18 protein-coding genes are annotated in these 18,063 nt (G+C 38.9%); 7 read left to right on the forward strand and 11 right to left on the reverse strand.

The annotated features are described in order from the left end of the window. The first annotated feature begins 194 nt into the window (after positions 1 to 194). Both H6G06_RS08125 and H6G06_RS08130 read left to right on the forward strand, forming a co-directional pair. Positions 195 to 575, forward strand: a complete 381-nt coding sequence (locus tag H6G06_RS08125; RefSeq protein ID WP_190558877.1) for a hypothetical protein — start codon at positions 195 to 197, stop codon at positions 573 to 575. 14 nt (positions 576 to 589) lie between these two features. Further along, a complete protein-coding gene (locus H6G06_RS08130; RefSeq protein WP_190558879.1) occupies positions 590 to 1,411 on the forward strand; it encodes a D-alanyl-D-alanine carboxypeptidase family protein in 822 nt (273 codons plus the stop codon). A 41-nt stretch (positions 1,412 to 1,452) separates the two neighbouring features. Here the strand turns inward: H6G06_RS08130 and H6G06_RS08135 are convergent, their stop codons facing one another. Then, entirely contained in the window at positions 1,453 to 1,644 is a 192-nt protein-coding gene (locus H6G06_RS08135) for a type II toxin-antitoxin system HicB family antitoxin (protein ID WP_190558881.1), read from the reverse strand. A gap of 302 nt (positions 1,645 to 1,946) precedes the next feature. On the opposite strand from H6G06_RS08135, the gene H6G06_RS08140 reads away from it, so the two are divergent. Beyond that, positions 1,947 to 2,522, forward strand: coding sequence for a TIGR04376 family protein (locus H6G06_RS08140; RefSeq protein WP_190558883.1), 576 nt, complete (start codon positions 1,947 to 1,949; stop codon positions 2,520 to 2,522). Between the two features lie 231 nt (positions 2,523 to 2,753). Then, entirely contained in the window at positions 2,754 to 3,332 is a 579-nt protein-coding gene (locus H6G06_RS08145; protein ID WP_190558885.1) for an ABC transporter permease, read from the forward strand. A gap of 224 nt (positions 3,333 to 3,556) precedes the next feature. Here the strand turns inward: H6G06_RS08145 and H6G06_RS08150 are convergent, their stop codons facing one another. Together H6G06_RS08150 and acsF are read right to left on the reverse strand one after the other, a co-directional pair. Next, positions 3,557 to 4,990: a collagen-like protein gene (locus H6G06_RS08150; RefSeq protein ID WP_190558887.1), complete on the reverse strand. Its 1,434-nt coding sequence runs from the start codon at positions 4,988 to 4,990 to the stop codon at positions 3,557 to 3,559. A 143-nt stretch (positions 4,991 to 5,133) separates the two neighbouring features. After that, positions 5,134 to 6,210, reverse strand: coding sequence for a magnesium-protoporphyrin IX monomethyl ester (oxidative) cyclase (gene acsF / locus H6G06_RS08155; protein WP_190558889.1), 1,077 nt, complete (start codon positions 6,208 to 6,210; stop codon positions 5,134 to 5,136). Positions 6,211 to 6,538: 328 nt separating this feature from the next. Between acsF and H6G06_RS08160 the strand changes: the two genes are divergently transcribed. Continuing rightward, positions 6,539 to 7,033: a TM2 domain-containing protein gene (locus tag H6G06_RS08160; RefSeq protein ID WP_190558891.1), complete on the forward strand. Its 495-nt coding sequence runs from the start codon at positions 6,539 to 6,541 to the stop codon at positions 7,031 to 7,033. 37 nt (positions 7,034 to 7,070) lie between these two features. Here the strand turns inward: H6G06_RS08160 and H6G06_RS08165 are convergent, their stop codons facing one another. Further along, positions 7,071 to 7,688, reverse strand: coding sequence for a DUF2996 domain-containing protein (locus H6G06_RS08165; protein ID WP_190558893.1), 618 nt, complete (start codon positions 7,686 to 7,688; stop codon positions 7,071 to 7,073). Between the two features lie 410 nt (positions 7,689 to 8,098). On the opposite strand from H6G06_RS08165, the gene H6G06_RS08170 reads away from it, so the two are divergent. Further along, on the forward strand, positions 8,099 to 9,088 hold the full coding sequence (locus H6G06_RS08170) for an adenosine kinase (RefSeq protein WP_190558895.1): 990 nt from the start codon (positions 8,099 to 8,101) through the stop codon (positions 9,086 to 9,088). A 243-nt stretch (positions 9,089 to 9,331) separates the two neighbouring features. Here the strand turns inward: H6G06_RS08170 and H6G06_RS08175 are convergent, their stop codons facing one another. The 3 genes from H6G06_RS08175 to H6G06_RS08185 form a co-directional block, all read right to left on the reverse strand. Then, positions 9,332 to 9,607 (reverse strand): MoaD/ThiS family protein, encoded by a 276-nt coding sequence (locus H6G06_RS08175; RefSeq protein WP_190558897.1) that lies wholly within the window; start codon positions 9,605 to 9,607, stop codon positions 9,332 to 9,334. Positions 9,608 to 9,938: 331 nt separating this feature from the next. Further along, a complete protein-coding gene (gene thrC / locus H6G06_RS08180) occupies positions 9,939 to 11,264 on the reverse strand; it encodes a threonine synthase (protein WP_190558899.1) in 1,326 nt (441 codons plus the stop codon). A gap of 165 nt (positions 11,265 to 11,429) precedes the next feature. After that, the gene (locus H6G06_RS08185; protein WP_190558901.1) at positions 11,430 to 11,690 is read right to left on the reverse strand and encodes a MoaD/ThiS family protein; all 261 of its coding nucleotides are present in this window, start codon (positions 11,688 to 11,690) and stop codon (positions 11,430 to 11,432) included. Between the two features lie 50 nt (positions 11,691 to 11,740). Between H6G06_RS08185 and H6G06_RS08190 the strand changes: the two genes are divergently transcribed. Then, positions 11,741 to 13,069: an aromatic ring-hydroxylating dioxygenase subunit alpha gene (locus tag H6G06_RS08190; RefSeq protein WP_190558903.1), complete on the forward strand. Its 1,329-nt coding sequence runs from the start codon at positions 11,741 to 11,743 to the stop codon at positions 13,067 to 13,069. A gap of 4 nt (positions 13,070 to 13,073) precedes the next feature. Here the strand turns inward: H6G06_RS08190 and H6G06_RS08195 are convergent, their stop codons facing one another. The 4 genes from H6G06_RS08195 to H6G06_RS08210 form a co-directional block, all read right to left on the reverse strand. Then, positions 13,074 to 15,710 (reverse strand): carboxypeptidase-like regulatory domain-containing protein, encoded by a 2,637-nt coding sequence (locus tag H6G06_RS08195; protein ID WP_190558905.1) that lies wholly within the window; start codon positions 15,708 to 15,710, stop codon positions 13,074 to 13,076. 321 nt (positions 15,711 to 16,031) lie between these two features. Beyond that, positions 16,032 to 16,883: a fimbrial biogenesis chaperone gene (locus tag H6G06_RS08200; protein WP_190558907.1), complete on the reverse strand. Its 852-nt coding sequence runs from the start codon at positions 16,881 to 16,883 to the stop codon at positions 16,032 to 16,034. Between the two features lie 38 nt (positions 16,884 to 16,921). After that, entirely contained in the window at positions 16,922 to 17,401 is a 480-nt protein-coding gene (locus H6G06_RS08205) for a hypothetical protein (RefSeq protein ID WP_190558909.1), read from the reverse strand. Between the two features lie 132 nt (positions 17,402 to 17,533). After that, entirely contained in the window at positions 17,534 to 18,022 is a 489-nt protein-coding gene (locus H6G06_RS08210; RefSeq protein ID WP_190558911.1) for a hypothetical protein, read from the reverse strand. Positions 18,023 to 18,063 lie beyond the last annotated feature (41 nt).

Genomic DNA, 18,063 nt, shown 5'->3' on the forward strand with positions numbered 1-18,063 from the left:
TAAATTATCACCTTTTGAAAGTGTAATTAAAATATTAAGGGCAGAAGAACTTATTGCACCAGTTGAAAATCATTTGAATAAAGTTATTTTCAATCAATTTACAAATGGATTCAACACAGCCGATCTATATATAGATGAATATTCTTTAAGATCAGTAAGAAATTTACGATTTTATCAAAGACGAAAGACCAGCAATGGGTAATATCGAACTTGTAATTATTATCCAAAATCGTTGTTTAGAAACTTGGTTTTTAGGAAATCGCAAAATATATACAAGAAACCCACATGATAATCCCTTGCTAGAATATACTCGTTATTATGATGTTTCCATAGATTGTCCTGAATTGATGGGACAATATCAAAATTTTAACACTCATGCCCAATTTCATGAGGCGTATTTAAAAGAACTATTTAGAGCGAAAAATATTAATTACTCTAAAAGAAATCCTGGTGATGTAATTAAGTTATTTTACTTAGAACAACTATTGGACAGGATAGAATATGAAAATACTCATCTACCCACTTTCTCTAAATTCATAGAATTTTGTAATATGATTAAATCAAAGTTGTCCTAATAAGTGATTGTTCAATGAAACGCAATTCTAAACTAAAACGCCGCTTCAGAAAAATAACTTTTATTACCATTATTATCTTCCTATTTTTTACCCTAGTTGGTAGCAATGACATCAACTACAATCAACCATTACAAAATTCTGCCACAATAAATAACATTAACACAACACCATCTATACCCTTTATTCCCAATCAACAAGTAGATGAAAAACAGCGTTTTTTAGCCACTGTTACTCATCAAATATCCAATCTTCCCCAACCTAATACCTATGAATATATCTTACTACGTGCCTATGGAGCAGTATTGATAAATCAACAACCTGGAGTTATACTACCACCAAAAGTTATTTTAGACAACGAACAAGAAACACAGGAATTCCAGAGTAATATGCGAGTAACTTTAGTAGAAGGTACTACGGAATGTTTCTTACAAAAAGTAGCAGCAGATGCTTTTAACAAAGCTAGAAATATAGTCAATATTTCTCTAAAATCGGGATATTCTGGTGATTGTACACGCAGTTTTGCTACCAACTTAAGATTTTGGCAAAAATACGCTAATAGTCGAACTTTAGAACAGGTACAACAAGGAAAAGAAACAAAAATTCTCGGTGTCGTTGCACCCCCAGGAACTTCACAACATCTTTGGGGTTTAGCACTTGATTTAAGAGTATCCAATCCTGCACAGAGACAAGCCTTAAATCAAAATGGTTGGTTTCAAACTGTAGAAAATGATCTTCCTCATTGGACTTATCTCGGTTGGGATGAAGGGAGTTTACCGAAATTTGGTTTAAAGGATAAAACTGTTAGGGGTGTTACCTATTGGTTGACACCAATTTAAGAGATTTAAAAGTTAAAAACAAAATATTTCTAGCAATTTAATTACAGTTCTATATAGTAGAATTCTGTAGTTTTAGTAATTTCCTCAAGTCCTTCTAAGTAGTCTTGAATTACATATTTAATCTTATCTAATGCTTCCTGTTCCGTATCACCTACTGTCCAGCATCCAGGTAAAGCAGGACACCAAATAGCATAGACTTTATCTATTTTATTCAACTTCACTTGATAACGCATATCTCAATTATCGCTAGTAGATGTAATTCTATATTATTAATTAAGGTTAAAAGGAATCCCTTGATACTGCACTAGCTGACACTGCTACTAAATCTAGGTAAAAATGTAAAATTAACCGTTATGTATCGTGTGATGATACAAAGTTGCAAATGGAAAAATTAAGGTAATTATTTTCTGAATTGTGGTAAGAGGTTGAAAATAATGATTTATAAAGAACTAGTTGATAATTAACCAGAAGTGCCACTGTCGATAATAATTATTACAATAAAATAGTTATACACCCAAACTTTGGAGTTCTCACAGTGGGTTTATTTGATGATTTAAGCCGGTTTTTAGAAGAGCGTTTAGAAGAATTCTTGCGAAATAACCCCCAGCTGGAGTTAGAAATGCTGTTAGAACAGCTGCGGGAGCAAGAAGAAGATACACTAAAACTGATTGCAGAGTTACAATTACAGGAGAAGCGATCGCAAGACGAAATTCTCTCCACCGCGCAAGAAATACAACGTTGGCATATCCGTGTACAAAAAGCAAAAGCCGCTGGTAGAGAAGATTTAGCCGCTCCAGCGCAAGCAAGGGAAGCCACACTCCTGCGCGAAGGAAATCAAAAATGGGGACAGATGCAGGGTTTAAAGGAACGTATTACCCAATCCCAAGAACTACTACACAAAATCCAACAGCGTCGTCAGGAGGTACAAGCCAAAGCAGCAGAAGCTCAAACAGCACGCGCAAAAGCTCAAACCCAGCAGCGTCTAGAAACCAATGCTTGGCAAACTCCACCTAGTAGTTATTCTAGCAAGTTTGACGACCTAGAAGAACAGTTTCGCCGTTGGGAAACTCAAGATGAGTTAGAACAAATGAAACGGAATCTGGGGAAATAATTCAGCGAAAAGGATGAAATTTAAATGATACAATTTCATCCTTAATCACTCAGGATGCAGAGGGAACAAAATTGAATTCTTGAAAAATTATTTAATTTATAAATGAGAATGTTATTTTATGATAAATTTTAGTTAGTTAGATGTTTACATCTGCTTTTTCTTTTTCCTTTCCGCAGCTATTGAGTATTATTGCTTGAGGATTCCCCAGACGTTTCAAATCATAACTGAGGAATGGAAAATAGTATATTATTGGACATCTTGGCTACCCTGCAAAGGTTATTTGTAGGTTATATTCCCGCCGCTGTTTTGGGTATATTCATCGGCTTTGTCATTGGTATCAATGGTATAGTTTATCAGCTATTTACTCGGTTATTCCAAATCCCAAATAGCATTCCTTCTATAGCATTTTTACCCATTGCTCTGATTCTATTTAAAGAAAACGAAACCGCAGCTATCTTTGTAGTTTTTATTGGTGTCCTGTGGGCAATAATTGTGGAAACAGCCACAGGTATCCAACAATTTCGCAAACAGGATAACAATTTTCGCGTCGCTATCCATTATATATTTAAGGCTCTGAGAATTGGTCTTTGGATAGCCTGGTTTACAGTCATTGCCACAGAAATGCTTGCAGGTTCTAAAGGACTAGGCTTTCTGATATGGAATGGCTATAAAGCCGGTAATTCCAGATACATAATTGATTCCTTACTCTACATTGCTATTATCGGTGTTTTTCTGGATCAATTGCTAGATTTAACCGGATATATTCTCTCACAAATGCTTGTAGAGCAAGGTAAATCTTCTAAAAGTTGATTATTAATTATTTAGGGTTTGCTGAAAAAGTTATCTGTGAGGATAGGGAACAGGGAACAGGGAACAGGGAACAGTTTCAAGTGTCTAGTAGAGATAAATTTTCCTCTCCGTCAGATAAAAATGTACAGTTTTGAAGTTCTTTCCCCAAAAAACTTTGCACTTTTAAAAAATCAAAAAAGCTAAAACTTTTTCCCTGTCATGTTTTGAGATTAATTCAGCAAGCCCTATTTACTCCTGCGAATCGCACCTTGCCACCTCAGAGTTTGTTGTGCAGAACGTCCACCTAAAGAACGTATTGCTACTAATTCAATCTCAACATTTGTACTAGAACTAAGGGCATCACTCGGTATTTTGAGCTTACCTAAAGCCAGGATAAAACGATTATATTCACGAGTTATCAATGTAGCGGGAATTTCCCCTTCATAAAAAGTTTGATAGTCAGAAATACCAGAAAAGTTATCCCTTGCCCGATATTTTACTTTAAACTGAGTATTGATTAAATCAGACCTTCCTGCTAAATCAACTATTTTTAAATTCAGGTCTTGTCCCGCACCAGCAAACTCTGATACTGCTAACCGTGTCACATCTTTTTGAGGAATTGCATAGTTAACTGTAAACTCTGTTAATTTATCCTGAATCTTGGCACTACCATCAACCCACATATCTTCAGGAAAGGCAATTTCTACTTGTTGATTATCATTTAAACTCAGGGTTACATTCTGATCAGCAAAGTTAGCAATAGGCTGTTTTTCTTGCCAAATTAATTTAAAAGTTCCTTCTAAACGCCGATCAAATTCGCGATATTCATCAGCAATAACAGAACCAGCCGCTAATAAAGAAACTGCGCCTTGACGCTGTAGCCATTTATTTTTAGAAAGATTGAATTGTTGATTTATTAATTGAGAAATTGCCACTTTCCGAGTAGGTGCATCATCTACCAATGGTTCTTTACTATTAATAATACTTAAAGTTCCTAAACGTCCGCGTTGACCATCCCGGCCATTACTCCCATCACTTCCATTCCTCCCGTCATAACACCGATAAACTTTATTAGTACACTTATGATCAGGAGTACCAGGAGTTCCTTTGCAGGTTTTTACTTCCCAACTCCTGCGAGGACAGTTACAACCAGCGGTTCCTTGACCACCCCGGCCACCACGTCCACCTTCTCCCCCAATTGCACGGATAAAAATTTTCTTTAAATCTGCCAAATTGCTGTAATAAACTGTGAGAGAACCGCCATTTCCCCCTTCACCACCTTTACCACCAGCACCACCATTACCACCGTCAGAAGCATTAATATCCCTGTTTTCCTTTTCACTGTAGTCTTTACCACATCTGGGACGAGAAGCGTTTTCTCCATCTTCCCCATCTTCACCATTTGTACCCGATAGGTCAAGGTTTACTGGTGAACCATCAGCAGAAATAGTCTGGTTTTGTCCACTGCGGCCATCTCTTCCAGCACGGCCATCACTCCCTCTATCCCCACCCCGGTCATCATATCTTCTGTCTCTATCTCTGTCATAGCGTTCAGCTATTTTATAGTCTCCTTTAGCAGTTTCAGTTGAACAAACATCAACAGCAGCAGCAGGTAAAAAGCTATTAAATAAACAAAAACTCAGTAGGAGTGGTAGTTTCCTCCCAAAACCTTTAAACATGGGGATTAAACCTAAATCTTTAGTTAATATACAATTTTTGACGCTAATTTTCTGGAATTTGCTCCCTAAATATACTTAAGCAAACAAAAAAAGTGGCTCTGTACACAACAGAACCACTCAAGCTTTCATAAAATTAGACTAAATTACCGAGCTTGACCGTGAGCAGCAACCGCATCAATGGGTTTCATCAGGTACAGTCTTAATAATTGCCAACCATGAGAAACATAAATTGGCAGTTTTTGGAAGAATTGCAGGAATTTGGGAGTATTAGAGTTAGAAATTGCGGTCAATTTTTCGTTATTTTTGACACAAACATCTAACCGCTGATAAAACTCTGGATTATCAACATCTAGCATGAGTGGGAAGACTCGTCCTGCTGTTTCGTTGGTCTTCTTAATCACATAAATGTCATATTCACGTGCATCCAAGCCAAGGGAAGCGTAGAAATCCTTACGCTGGATGTCGTTGAGATACATGGTCGCAAACACTGACAATAAGAAGAACCGACTCCATAGTTTAGCCTTCCAATCATTCAGCATTTGGGGCTGCGCTCTCATGATGGCATCAAAGAAGTCACCGTGGCGGTTTTCATCCTGACACCAATTCTCAAAGAAGCGGAAAATTGGGTAAATCCGGTCTTCAGGATGGGATTCTAAATGACGATAAATGGTGATATAACGCCAATAACCAATTTTCTCAGAGAGATAAGTCGCGTAGAAGATGAATTTGGGCTTAAAGAAGGTATAACTGCGGCTCTTGGTCAAAAACCCTAAATCTAGAGACAGATCAAAGTCTGACATTGCCTTGTTCAAAAAGCCAGCATGACGCGCTTCATCCCGTGACATCAGGTTAAAACATTCTGCCAATACAGGGCTTTTATCTTTTAAGCGGCGGCCGAGTTCTTTGTACAGTAAAAAGCCGGAAAACTCCGCTGTACAGGAACGTTCCAGAAATTCAATGAACAATTGGCGAGTTTCCCCATCAATATGATCCCAGGATTGTTCAAATTCGGCATCCCGAACAAAGTGATGGCGGTTGTAGTCAACCCGAAATTCTTCGAGGATGGCCATTAACTCGTCTTCGTTGACGGAGATATCCATCCGCGCCATTTCATCAAAATCTGTTGTGTAAAACCGGGGTGTTAAAAGGGTTTCCCTGGAGGGTACTTTAACCCCAGGACGCATTTCTTCAAAGCCTGGTTTTTTGAGGGAATCTACCATGTCTTGATTGCCATGAATGTTTTTCTTAATTTTGAGTACACCAGACAGCTAAAGCTTATGCTCTCACAAGGTGCAATTGAGGACAATAATTACATTTGTATGAAATCCAGTGTACCAAGGTGTTGGCGGGAAAAAGGCAAAAAAAGGCAAAAAAAACGTTAAGAGTTGCAACAAATCTTTGGTGCTTACGGAATCACAAGTTGAAAATTGGTAGTCAGCTAAGATTATCAATCCCACACTTAACGTTAAATGTTGAAGTAAGATGGGTACTAATTAGCTTAAATGAAAAAAAGAAATATATAATATAACACACAGATTACAAAGAATTATGAATACACAAAACAAGCCCACTAAAGACCGTCTTGTTGCTTCTTATATATTGTGTGTCGCTGGTTTCTTGGGTATTGGCGGCTTGCACCGCTTATACAATGGCAAGATAGGAACTGGTTTATTATGGTTTTGTACTTTCGGGTTATTTTACATAGGCCAGTTTGTAGATTTATTGCTGATTCCGGGAATGGTGGACGAATATGAACAAAATTTACGCCTAAAAGCAGGTTTATCACCTTTGGGTTTACCACTCAATCAACCCGTTGTCAATTCTCAAGTTTACCGCCCCACGGGCAACCAACTAATGGTTCAATTGCTGGAAGCCGCAGAAAGCAAGGGTGGTTATTTAACTGTAACTCAAGGTGTGAAGGCCACTGGTGCAGGTTTTGCAGAAGTGGAAAAGGTGCTAAAAGAAATGATGAAATCAGGTTATGTGCGAATAGACAACGACCCCATCACTGGAGCCGTTACCTACCATTTTCATGAGTTGTAGCAACAAAAGGCACTTGTACGAAACCAATGACCAATTACTAGTTTCTACCCAGCCATTTTTGACCGTTTAAACGGTAAACTAGGCGCGATACCAGCAAATCAAGGGTAATTTTGCGCTCATCTATTAAGAACGACTCCAGGGTGCTGGGTTTTTTGCCTTCATTACAGGAAAATCCCTTTTGGCCTTGAATATCTGCATCGGGGAAATAGACATTAAACTGGCGCTGTCCGTTTTGCCAACTGCCAATAATTTGCCAGCATTCTTCGGCTGAGTTAAAACCAACAAGGGGATACTTCTGCTTGGCAAAAGTCAACTGTACATCTGGAACTCCTTCCTGAGCGATCGCTTTTTGCAAAGCTGGTAAATATTCTTGCTGGATAAACTCTTCAAACGGTTTATCTTCCACAGCAGGAGGTTTTTCTTTCTTGGCCGCAGGTTTAGCAGCAGCAGCTGGTTTTTCTTGAGCAGGTGCAGCAGCATTGGGGTTAACTGCTGGGTTTGCGGCTTTGGGGTCTGGTGTGTTAGCTGTAGGTAGGCTTGACGCTACTGGTTCGTCGCGGCTAGGAGCGTTTTCTTCAGCAACACTGGGAGCCTGTTGATCAACAGTGCTGGGAGCCACTTCTCCCGCTTGATTATGATTGGTTTCTTCTGCCATTGCTCAGGTCAATCCTTTATCTAGCTGTTTGAGCGAGTCGCTCACCTTGGGATAGTCAGTCATTTTCATTTTGACATACCAGCGCCGAGCTATTCGTTTTGAAAATTTTCACTTTTACCGAAATTTTACTCAAATAATAAATAATATAGTTACTCCGGCTTGATTACTAAATATACTTGTGTAGGCAGGCAAGAGGCAAAAGGCAAGAGTCTAATGAGGTTTGTGTGGCTACGCCACGCAAGCTATCAAAAATCAGTTTAATCTGAATCTCGATTTTATAGAAATTTAAGAATAATTAAGCTCAAACATACGCAGACAACAAGGAATAAATCAGCATTTTTCGGAACTGTTGCATATCTGTTATTATCAATTCTATTCGAGTCAGACAGAAATTATTCTAGGACAGAAAAATGGGTAAGAAATATGATGTTTATGGTGTGGGTAATGCCTTGGTAGATATAGAATATGAAGTATCTCCAGAGTTACTAGAAAAGTTAAACATTGAGAAAGGTGTAATGACACTTCTAGATGAAGAAAGTCAGAATCATATTTTAGAAAATCTCAAAAATCTTCATTGTCATAAGAGTTGTGGAGGTTCAGCAGCAAACACAATAGTGGCTATTAGTCAACTAGGAGGAAAAACTTTTTATTCCTGTAAAGTAGCTAATGATGAATTTGGAGACTTTTACATTCAAGATTTACTCACTTGTCAGGTAGACACAAACTTAGAAAATGGCCATCGCCAATCAGGAATTACAGGTAAATGTTTGGTGTTAGTAACTCCTGATGCTGATCGTACCATGAATACATTTTTGGGAATTACTGGAGAATTTTCTCCTCAAGAATTAGTACCAGAAGCGATCGCAGATTCAGAATATTTATATCTCGAAGGCTATTTAGTCACATCTCCCACCGGAAAAGAAGCAGCCATCAAAGCTAGAGAAATAGCTCAAAATACGGGAGTAAAAACCACCATGTCTCTGTCTGATTACAACATGGTGAAATTTTTTAAAGATGGTTTATTAGACATGATCGGAACTGGCTTAGATTTCATTTTTGCTAACGAAAGTGAAGCATTAGGTCTAGCAGAAACAGAAGATTTTCAGGTAGCTGTAGACAAATTAAAAATTCTGAGTAATAGATTTGCTATTACTCGCGGTTCCAAGGGTTCTGTAGTATTTGACGGTGAAAAATTAATTGAAATTGCTGCACCTCAAGTCAAAGCTGTAGATACAGTGGGTGCAGGAGATATGTATGCAGGAGCTTTCCTTTATGGAATTACCCACGGTATGAGCTATGAAGCAGCCGGAAAATTAGCATCCACCGCAGCTTCTAAGGTTGTTACATCCTACGGTCCAAGATTAAAAACTGAAGAGTTAAAGGCATTACTTACAGCTTAGTAGAAAACAAGAGGATGGGGAAATTTAATGTTGGATCGCTTCTTTCCAGATCCTAATCTCCCTCTCCCCTTGCTGTTTTAATGATTAGTCAGGACTTACGCAACTAACATATTAGTAAGGTGCGTCACACTCGATAATTCGGTAACAATCACAGATTTTCAATATCTGAGGAACCTTACAAGAGACATTGAGTTTGACATTTGCGTAAGTCCTAATTAGTAATAAATAATATGACTACTGATCTTAACCACCTGCTACAGCTGGAACAATGCTAACTTCATCACCATCTTTCAATGCTGTTTCTGTGCCTTCTAAAAAGCGGATGTCCTCGCTATTAACGTATAAGTTTAAGAAGCGTCTTGGTTTGCCCTCCTCATCACATAAACGCGATTTAATACCTGGACAAGCTTGCTCTAAAGAATCGAATAACTCAGAAATGTTGTTACCACTACATTCTAGAGTAGGTTGGTTATTTGTAAATTTTTGCAGAGCAGTGGGAACTAAAACTGTGACGGCCATAGTCTAAAGATTAATTTTTAGTTTTCAGTTGAGAGTTGGTAGGGCTTTAGCAATGCTCATTGGAGTCAACTTAACGTAAAAGCCTTGTAAAAAGAGGATTTCACTCTTCTCGTTCTCCTCGTTCCCATACTCTGTATGGGAATGAATTCTAGAAGGCTCTGCCTTCTATTAAAGCAGAGGCAGAGCCTCTGTAATGGCATTCCCAGCCAGAGACTGGGAACGAGATAACGAGATACGAGATATGGTAAGGATTTGAACTTAAGTTGACACCTGTGAGCAATGCTAAACCCCTACAGTCAGTGGTTAATTTTTAATTTACCAATGACATCGACTAAACAAGAACTTGTTGCCATTCTAGGCGATCAAGTGTGCGGGATCTTTCTAGCGCCCTTTCAAAACTATCGAGTTTAGCATCAATAGTCAAAGGTTCGCCAACGTAACCTTGAATTGCTTCTTGGGTTTTCAAACCATTACCGGTGATGTAAACCACTGTGGTTTCATCTGGATCAATTTTGCCAGCTTCTACTAATTTTTTCAGAACTGCAACGGTTGTACCACCTGCGGTTTCAGTGAAAATACCTTCAGTTTCTGCTAGAAGTTTGATTCCTTCGATAATTTCTGCATCATTGACAGATTCAATATTACCGTTGGTTTTTTTAGCAATTTCCACAGCATAAAGCCCATCTGCCGGGTTGCCAATAGCGATAGATTTAGCAATTGTATTTGGTTTGACTGGTTTAATAAAATCCCGGTTTTCTCTGAATGCTTCAGCGATGGGAGAACAGCCTTCAGCTTGAGCGCCGCTGAAACGGACTTTTTTACCTTCCACTAAACCAACTTCTGTAAATTCTTGAAACCCTTTATAAATCTTGGTGAACAGAGAGCCAGAAGCTAGAGGTGCAACTATATGATCAGGTAGTTCCCAGCCTAGCTGTTCAGCTACTTCAAAGCCTAGTGTTTTAGAACCTTCGGAGTAATAAGGACGAAGATTAATATTGACAAAACCCCAACCGTGTGTATTCGCAACTTCTGAGCAAAGACGGTTAACTTGATCGTAATTGCCTTTTACAGCCATCAGGGTTGGACTGTAGATTAAGCTCCCCAGGATTTTACCTGCTTCTAAGTCTGCGGGAATGAATACACAACAATCTAAACCAGCATGAGCAGCGATCGCAGCGGTTGAATTTGCCAAGTTGCCAGTACTAGCACAGGAAACTGTAGTAAAACCTAATTCTCTCGCTCTGCTGAGTGCCACAGACACTACCCGATCCTTAAAGCTCAGGGTGGGCATATTGACGGCATCATTTTTAATATAAAGTTTATTTAAACCCAGACGACGGGCAAGACGGTGGGAACGCACCAGGGGAGTCATCCCCGTTCCTACATCTATATAATTTTCGGTAGCAACGGGTAAAAAGTGACGGTAACGCCAAATTGAGTTGGGGCCAGCTTCAATAGTTTCTCGACTTACAGACTGACGCAAAACATCATAGTCATACTTTACTTCCAATGGACCGAAGCATAACTCACAAACATGACTGGCTTTTAGTTCGTATTCCGCGCCACATTCTTTACACTTCAATGCTTTCAATATAGAAGTGTTGGCTTTATTTAGGTTTGCGTTCGCGCAGCGTGCCGCAGGTTTTGCCTGAGTCATAAACTAGCTTTCCCCGTATATCCGTCAACTTTGGATTACTCTAGCACGATCAAAAATACACGTCAAACATACCCGACTATTTTTGTCGGATATTGGAGAATGGGGACTGGGGACTAGGAAAAGAATGTTCTCCTCTGCACCTCTGCTCCCCTGCACCCTACCTCCTCAACCACCGCTAACGGGTGGAATGAGTACGACTTCATCGCCGTTTTTTAGAGGTGTGTCTGGTTCGACAAAGATCAGATTAATGCCAAAGCGGGTAACATCACGCCATTTGCCCAGTTGTGGATGTTCGGAGATGAAGCGATCGCACACCGCTTTTACTGGTGTACCATGAGGAAATTCCAGCATTAGTTCCGTAAGACCATAAGCCTCTTGATAGGCAGCGAACAATTTAACGGTTACAGTGATTGCAGATTGAGACATACAATAATTTTTCTCACACCCTGGTTTACTGAGTTATTAAAAGAAGTGGAATGCAAGCCGAATTTAACTTTTTTCAGCACTGGTATCCTCTCTCACCTATTGAAGACCTTGATCCACAGCGTCCAGTTCCCGTAACTTTATTAGGAATTAGACTAGTGATCTGGAAGCCTAGATCATCTGAGAATTACCGGGTATTTTTAGATCAGTGTCCTCACCGTCTAGCACCCTTAAGCGAGGGTCGTGTTGACGATAAGACAGGGAATTTGATGTGTAGTTATCATGGTTGGCAATTTGATGACCAAGGTATCTGTACTCATATTCCCCAAGCTGAAAATCCTGAACTTGTCGCTAAAAATCAACAAAATTTCTGTGTCCTTTCTCTACCAGTGCGGGAAGCAAATGATTTGCTTTGGGTCTGGCCTGATGCTAAAACAGCAGAACAAGCCGCAACTACACCCCTACCTTTATCACCACAAATAGATGCTAACAAAGGTTTTGTCTGGTCTTCCTATGTGCGTGATTTAGAATACGATTGGCAAACATTAATAGAAAATGTAGCAGATCCCAGTCATGTTCCTTTTTCTCATCATGGGGTACAAGGTAAGAGAGAGAATGCACAACCTATACCTATCAATATCAGTAAATCAACTCCAGTTTTAATTGAAGCAAATACGTCTGGGCGTTTTCCAACTACAATTACCTTTGAACCACCCTGTCGCTTGGAATATGCAATTAGTATTCCCAATTCAGATAAACAACTGGGATTAATCACTTATTGTATTCCTGTGTCTCCAGGTAAATGTAGAATAGTTGCTCAATTTCCCCGCAACTTTGCTAAAACACTTCATGGTTTTACACCCCGTTGGTGGTCACATATCAGAACTAGGAATCTAGTTCTTGATGGAGATATGATGTTGCTAAATCAGCAAGAACATTTACTTCAGCAAAAACAATTAAAAGAAAGCTGGAAAACTGCCTATAAACTACCTACAAGCGCGGATCGTTTGGTAATTGAGTTTCGGACTTGGTTTGATAAATATTGTCAAGGTCAGCTACCTTGGAATGAGGTAGGAATTAGTCATCCAGAAACCAAAATCAATGATAATCGTCTCGTCATGTTGGATCGTTACAAACAACATACCCAGCATTGTAGTAGTTGTCGTAATGCTCTGAAAAATTTCCAACGTTTGCAAATTGCTCTTTTGTCCTATTTTGTGATTGCTGTATCTGGGGTTGCTGTCCTTCCTGATAATTTGCGTATTCAGATAGGCTTACCATTAATAATTACAGCACTTTTAGGAATGGGAATTTATTCTTGGTTGAAACTTTGGCTGATTCCTAAATTTTACTTTGTCGATTATATTCATGCTCAGAAATAAGGTATTAATTAGCAGAAAATTGCAGATTTAGTTCTTGGAATGGTTCAGATGCTGCGTCTAATGTTAAATTACCAGCTGATTTACCATTAATTTCTAGTTGATAATTTCCTTGGGGTAAAGTTTCTAAATAATAAACTCCAGCACCATTAGTAACAGAAAAACGCCTAATTCCCTGGGTTGTTTCTATGGCTTCTACTCTCGCACCTGCAACAGCATTACCTTGGGCATCAGTGACAACTCCTGATACTGTGTAGGAGAGAATCAGCGGAATCATCACAGGAGTATAACTACCAGGAATGACATCTACTGCTAATGCTTCAATTGTAGCTTGCCAGTCGGGGGGAAATCCTGCGGGGTCAAGGTCTAAACGGTATTTTCCTGGTGCAAGACGTAATAAAATCCTATCGCTCCGAATATCTGGTAAAAAAGATTTAATGGCACGATTATTAACTATTACCAGTGTTTCCGCATCTTTAGTATAAAATTCTTCCCCACTATCTCGTTTACCATTATTATTTTTATCAAAAAAAGGTTGAATTAATAAACCTCCTTGACTGCGGAAGTATTCAGAACGTCTATCACCGGGTTTAATACCTCGTTGTAAACTGAGACTAGATACTAAATCTAAACTAAAAGTTGATTGATCAGAAGTTACTGATACACCTTGATAACGTCCACGCAATGATAAACCTGGTAAAATTGTTGTCCCTAAAGAAGCAATAATTCCATCACCTTGAGAACCAAGTCCATAACCTAATTGAAATTCCCAAAGATAATTACCATCATTTGCTCTTTCCCCAGAACGATAACGCCAACCAACATTTAACAACTTATCACTACGATTTTGACTGTTGGTTTCATAACTTAATAATAACGAGTTCCCTGAATCAAACCACTTGTTTTGTGATACTTTATAAGTAAATTCTGATAAAGTACCAATTTCATTTCCGCGCTGTGTTAGTTCTAATTGACCGAGACGTTGTAGCAAATTCCAGCGTATGCGATCTTTACTATCAAAGCTAACACGACCAAAGGTAGAAAAATTCTTACCACTGTAGTTCATTTGCAATCCCCCAGATGTAGCATCACGGGAATCATTCAAAGCGAATAAACTCAAATTGGGCAATATTTGCCAATTCATTTGAGAACGTTGAGAAAAGCGATCGCTATTAAATGTTAGATTCAAACTAGAAAATGGTTCATAGCGAATATCTGCATTGACATTTCCATCCTCGCCTGAAAGTGCAAACAATGCTACTTGTACAGGTATATTAGTGGGACGATAGAATAATTCTGCCAAAGCTTTGGGAGAGTCTTCATACACCCCACCTAAACCAACGGTTAAACTTTCTGATAACCCCCAACGACCAGCAATTCCCCCCTGAAAATCAGAAAAGTTTCCTAACAAACTTCCGTTTCCTGAAGATTCTCTTTTCATTCCAGCGGAAGCGATAAACGCCGAAGTACCTGCGGGTATTTGTCCCAGCACATTCGTAAAACTGGCTGCTTGGATTTCTGGTTGGGCGGTTAATCTTCCTTGAGGATATAATAAAACTCGATAATTATTACTACCAAATTGATTATTATTTTTAATATTTTCAAAGCGATAAATACCAGAAGAATCAACTAAAATTTCCGCAATTACTCTATCACCAAAACCCTGTACTAACCGCGCTAACGTACCTGGTTCAGCTTTACCTGCTATGGTACGTCCAATTGCAGAAGCTTGTAACCGTTGACGAGCATCTACCAAACCACCACCAAAAGTTTGAGGAGGTATAAAACCTTGTCTGTTAATGTAGGTAAAACCCCAAAAATCTCCCTGACTTTGCCAAAAACTGCGCTGAGAACCAACAAAATAATCTGTTGAATTAGACGGTCTAAAAAATTGCGCGTCTGAGATATTCCAAGTTTGTTGATCAGTTAAATCTCTTTGATTTGTCCGTAAAAACCAAGAACCACCAAAAGCACTACCAACAGTTATTAACTCACCCCTGTAATTAGTTAATTGTCTATCACTACCACTAATATTTACTTTTTGTTCTATTGCTGATATATTAATATTTTCATTTTTGATTCTTGGTAAACCTTCTAAGAAAATTAAATTTTCAACTTCTGCTAAATTTTCAGTCGATTTATTTTCCCAAGGAACATCTAAAATAATCGCATATTCATTAATATTAAATTCAGCTTTTACCCCAAATATAGATTGTAAATCTTCAATTGTTAGCACTAATCCTAATTCTGCATCAGTTCTAAATTTTTTCAGATCTATGCGTGTGACTAACCCAGGTGATTTAACTTCTAATTGACCATCTTCTAAGGTAGTAACATTTAATTTTAAAGCTTCAATAACAGCATCATAAGGTAATAGCCAATGGGCAAAATCAACCGCTTCTGCACCATCTTCTTTACCTCGCACCAAAAACCCAGATTTAACCGTGCGTTTACCGACATTTAAACCCACAGGAAAAACTACAAATTCTGTGATATTATCAGCTTTTTTATCAGGTGATTGAGTTGTTTCTGAATTAGGGGTGACAGGGCTATCTGCTTGCGCTGGTATTGTAATAATTTGGCAAATAATTGGGATAGCAGCAAACAGACAAATACTTATTTTATGCCATAGATGCTGTTGCATATTCTGTGATTATATCAACTCAAATTTGTTAATTCCTGATAAATCAGGACTGACGCAGAAGTTACGGAAGAATGAACCACGTTCTGCGTTCGCGTAGCGGTGCGTAGCACTCAGCAGTTCCCGCAGGGTAGGACACAAAGGACACGAAGGTAAGAGGGTTTGAGAGATATTTTTTTTACTTTGAAGATGCACATAATTAAGACAGGTTCAAACTATTGCTATATCTGAATTTTAAGATTTTCAATTCTGTGCAAGCTCAATGAAAATTGATATAAGTCCTATAAATATATTTCTTCTGACTCCTGACTCCTCAATTTTTACTTATCTTCTATTTACTGGTGGAGTTAGTCTATTCTCGGAGCTAGGTGTGATAGTAGGTATAGTAATATTTACATTAAATGGCAACTTACTGGCATTTTTATCATCTCCCCAGATTAAATCACCACTTAGTTGATATTCTCCAGGAGTTGGCACAGGATCATCTTTACTGGGATATTTTAATAATAAATTCCGCTCGCTATCTGCCACCACAGAAGCAGGATCTAATTTTCCAGTTTTAATAACGCTTTCTCCACGTTTTAAAGTCCAATTTACCCCAGGACGTGCAGTAGCTTGACCACTATTAGTAACGAGGAGTTGAATTTGTTTTTGTTCTTGATTAAAACTTGCACCAGATGCAGTTAGTTTAGGGGAAAGATTGCCTTTTCTCACATAGAAAGTTACACCAATTCGCGCCACTAAAGCTACACTATTACCCTCACTATTTTTAGTCTCATTCAGACTTTCATTAAAAATTACTGCTCGATATTCCCCATCTGGTAAATTAGGAGCTAACCGACTAATTAACCTGACTCTGCGACTTTCTCCCGGTTTGATAGTTAATTCACGGGGGGAAAATTGCAGATATTTTGTTAAATCAGTGGGAGTAGATGATAAAACCTCAAACCCAGCATCACGACTATAGGTAAAAGGTTCAGCGTAGACACGCACACGAGTAGGAACATTACTGGTATTTGTAACCGTAATCATTGCTTGCGCCTGTCCCCTTTCAGCTTTGGATTCAATAATTAGGGGAGAAACGCTAACTTGTGCTGTAGCTGAACTGGGAAATAAAGATAGTGCAGATAACGTTAAGGTGACAGCAGCTTGAGAAAGCCAAGATTTATAAAGCATATTGATTGTAGGGAAAGGTAAATCTCATGCAGTTTTTTTCAAGGTATAATAGTTATACTCACCTTGTAACCGTAAGTTCCTTCCTCTAGAGGGCTGCCCTTGTCTACATACATATCAACCATCAAGAGGGTGTTAGTACCATCAGACGGAAGTGCTAAAGGAGAAGAACCAAGATCGGAATTTGTGGTAGTGTTTAAAGCCGATGAGTAAACTCCCGCCCAAGACTTCACAGGTGTGAAAGCAAGTCCAACAGTTTGTATAGGTTGAGAGACAATTAAGCTTGCAGGTTGATTACAGTTAGCATATACTTCACCAAGATCAAGCGTTTTAAAAGCTGATGGAGCAAGCAGTTCACCTGATAATGTCAAAACACCTGGAGTCACTAAACCTAGAGTACAAGAACCACCTACTGTTCCACTAAAAGGAACGTCAATACTTTGAGCCATTGTCTTGAGAGTTATAACAACGCTACATACAAACTGTATCAATGCAGCTGCTAACAAATAACCATAAATCATTTAATATTCCTATAACGGTAGATATATCACTCTCTGAGCGATGATAAAACACCCTGCCGCTTACAGATTAAACCCATAGCGGCAAGATATTTAGCAACTATTCTGATTAACTAGATAGTTTCCAGATAGTTGTTAAAAGGGTGTAATGCTCACTGTGGTTACATAACTGTAGTTACCAGGTGTGAGAGGAATACCACCTTTATCAACGTACATATCTACAGAAAAAGTTGTAGGTCCACCGGGAGGAATAGAATGGGAACTGGAAGTTCCGCCAGAGTTTGCGTTGGAAGATCCATAAGGTGAATTAACAAAACTGCCAGAAAACATAGGTATGAATCCAGGTCCTCCAGTCTGTACTGGCACAGATGTACTCACCAGAGCTTGTTGGTTACAACTAACGGAAAATTGACCGAATGATCCTCCTGGTAACATTGCTGCCAGACTTGTTGGATTGTTTGGGCTGTTCGTTCCCAGTAAACCAGGAGTAACCTGACCAACGTTGCAAACACCACCCACACTGCCGGTAAAAGGAACATCAACACTTTGAGCCATTGCTTTGGGTACAATAGCAGCACTACCCGCGATTATCAAAGCAGCAGTTAATAAAGAACGACGAATCATAAGATACATCCTTGGGTAAAAAGTAGACTGACACCGAGGCA

The sequence above is a fragment of the Anabaena sphaerica FACHB-251 genome, from assembly GCF_014696825.1.
In the GTDB taxonomy this organism is placed as follows: domain Bacteria; phylum Cyanobacteriota; class Cyanobacteriia; order Cyanobacteriales; family Nostocaceae; genus RDYJ01.

Coding starts and splice junctions, on each gene's coding strand:
- H6G06_RS08125 (WP_190558877.1), top strand. CDS start 195: ATGGGTAATATCGAACTTGTAATTATTATCCAAAATCGTTGTTTAGAA.
- H6G06_RS08130 (WP_190558879.1), top strand. CDS start 590: ATGAAACGCAATTCTAAACTAAAACGCCGCTTCAGAAAAATAACTTTT.
- H6G06_RS08135 (WP_190558881.1), bottom strand. CDS start 1,644: ATGCGTTATCAAGTGAAGTTGAATAAAATAGATAAAGTCTATGCTATT.
- H6G06_RS08145 (WP_190558885.1), top strand. CDS start 2,754: ATGGAAAATAGTATATTATTGGACATCTTGGCTACCCTGCAAAGGTTA.
- H6G06_RS08150 (WP_190558887.1), bottom strand. CDS start 4,990: ATGTTTAAAGGTTTTGGGAGGAAACTACCACTCCTACTGAGTTTTTGT.
- acsF (WP_190558889.1), bottom strand. CDS start 6,210: ATGGTAGATTCCCTCAAAAAACCAGGCTTTGAAGAAATGCGTCCTGGG.
- H6G06_RS08160 (WP_190558891.1), top strand. CDS start 6,539: ATGAATACACAAAACAAGCCCACTAAAGACCGTCTTGTTGCTTCTTAT.
- H6G06_RS08165 (WP_190558893.1), bottom strand. CDS start 7,688: ATGGCAGAAGAAACCAATCATAATCAAGCGGGAGAAGTGGCTCCCAGC.
- H6G06_RS08170 (WP_190558895.1), top strand. CDS start 8,099: ATGGGTAAGAAATATGATGTTTATGGTGTGGGTAATGCCTTGGTAGAT.
- H6G06_RS08175 (WP_190558897.1), bottom strand. CDS start 9,607: ATGGCCGTCACAGTTTTAGTTCCCACTGCTCTGCAAAAATTTACAAAT.
- thrC (WP_190558899.1), bottom strand. CDS start 11,264: ATGACTCAGGCAAAACCTGCGGCACGCTGCGCGAACGCAAACCTAAAT.
- H6G06_RS08185 (WP_190558901.1), bottom strand. CDS start 11,690: ATGTCTCAATCTGCAATCACTGTAACCGTTAAATTGTTCGCTGCCTAT.
- H6G06_RS08190 (WP_190558903.1), top strand. CDS start 11,741: ATGCAAGCCGAATTTAACTTTTTTCAGCACTGGTATCCTCTCTCACCT.
- H6G06_RS08195 (WP_190558905.1), bottom strand. CDS start 15,710: ATGCAACAGCATCTATGGCATAAAATAAGTATTTGTCTGTTTGCTGCT.
- H6G06_RS08200 (WP_190558907.1), bottom strand. CDS start 16,883: ATGCTTTATAAATCTTGGCTTTCTCAAGCTGCTGTCACCTTAACGTTA.
- H6G06_RS08205 (WP_190558909.1), bottom strand. CDS start 17,401: ATGATTTATGGTTATTTGTTAGCAGCTGCATTGATACAGTTTGTATGT.
- H6G06_RS08210 (WP_190558911.1), bottom strand. CDS start 18,022: ATGATTCGTCGTTCTTTATTAACTGCTGCTTTGATAATCGCGGGTAGT.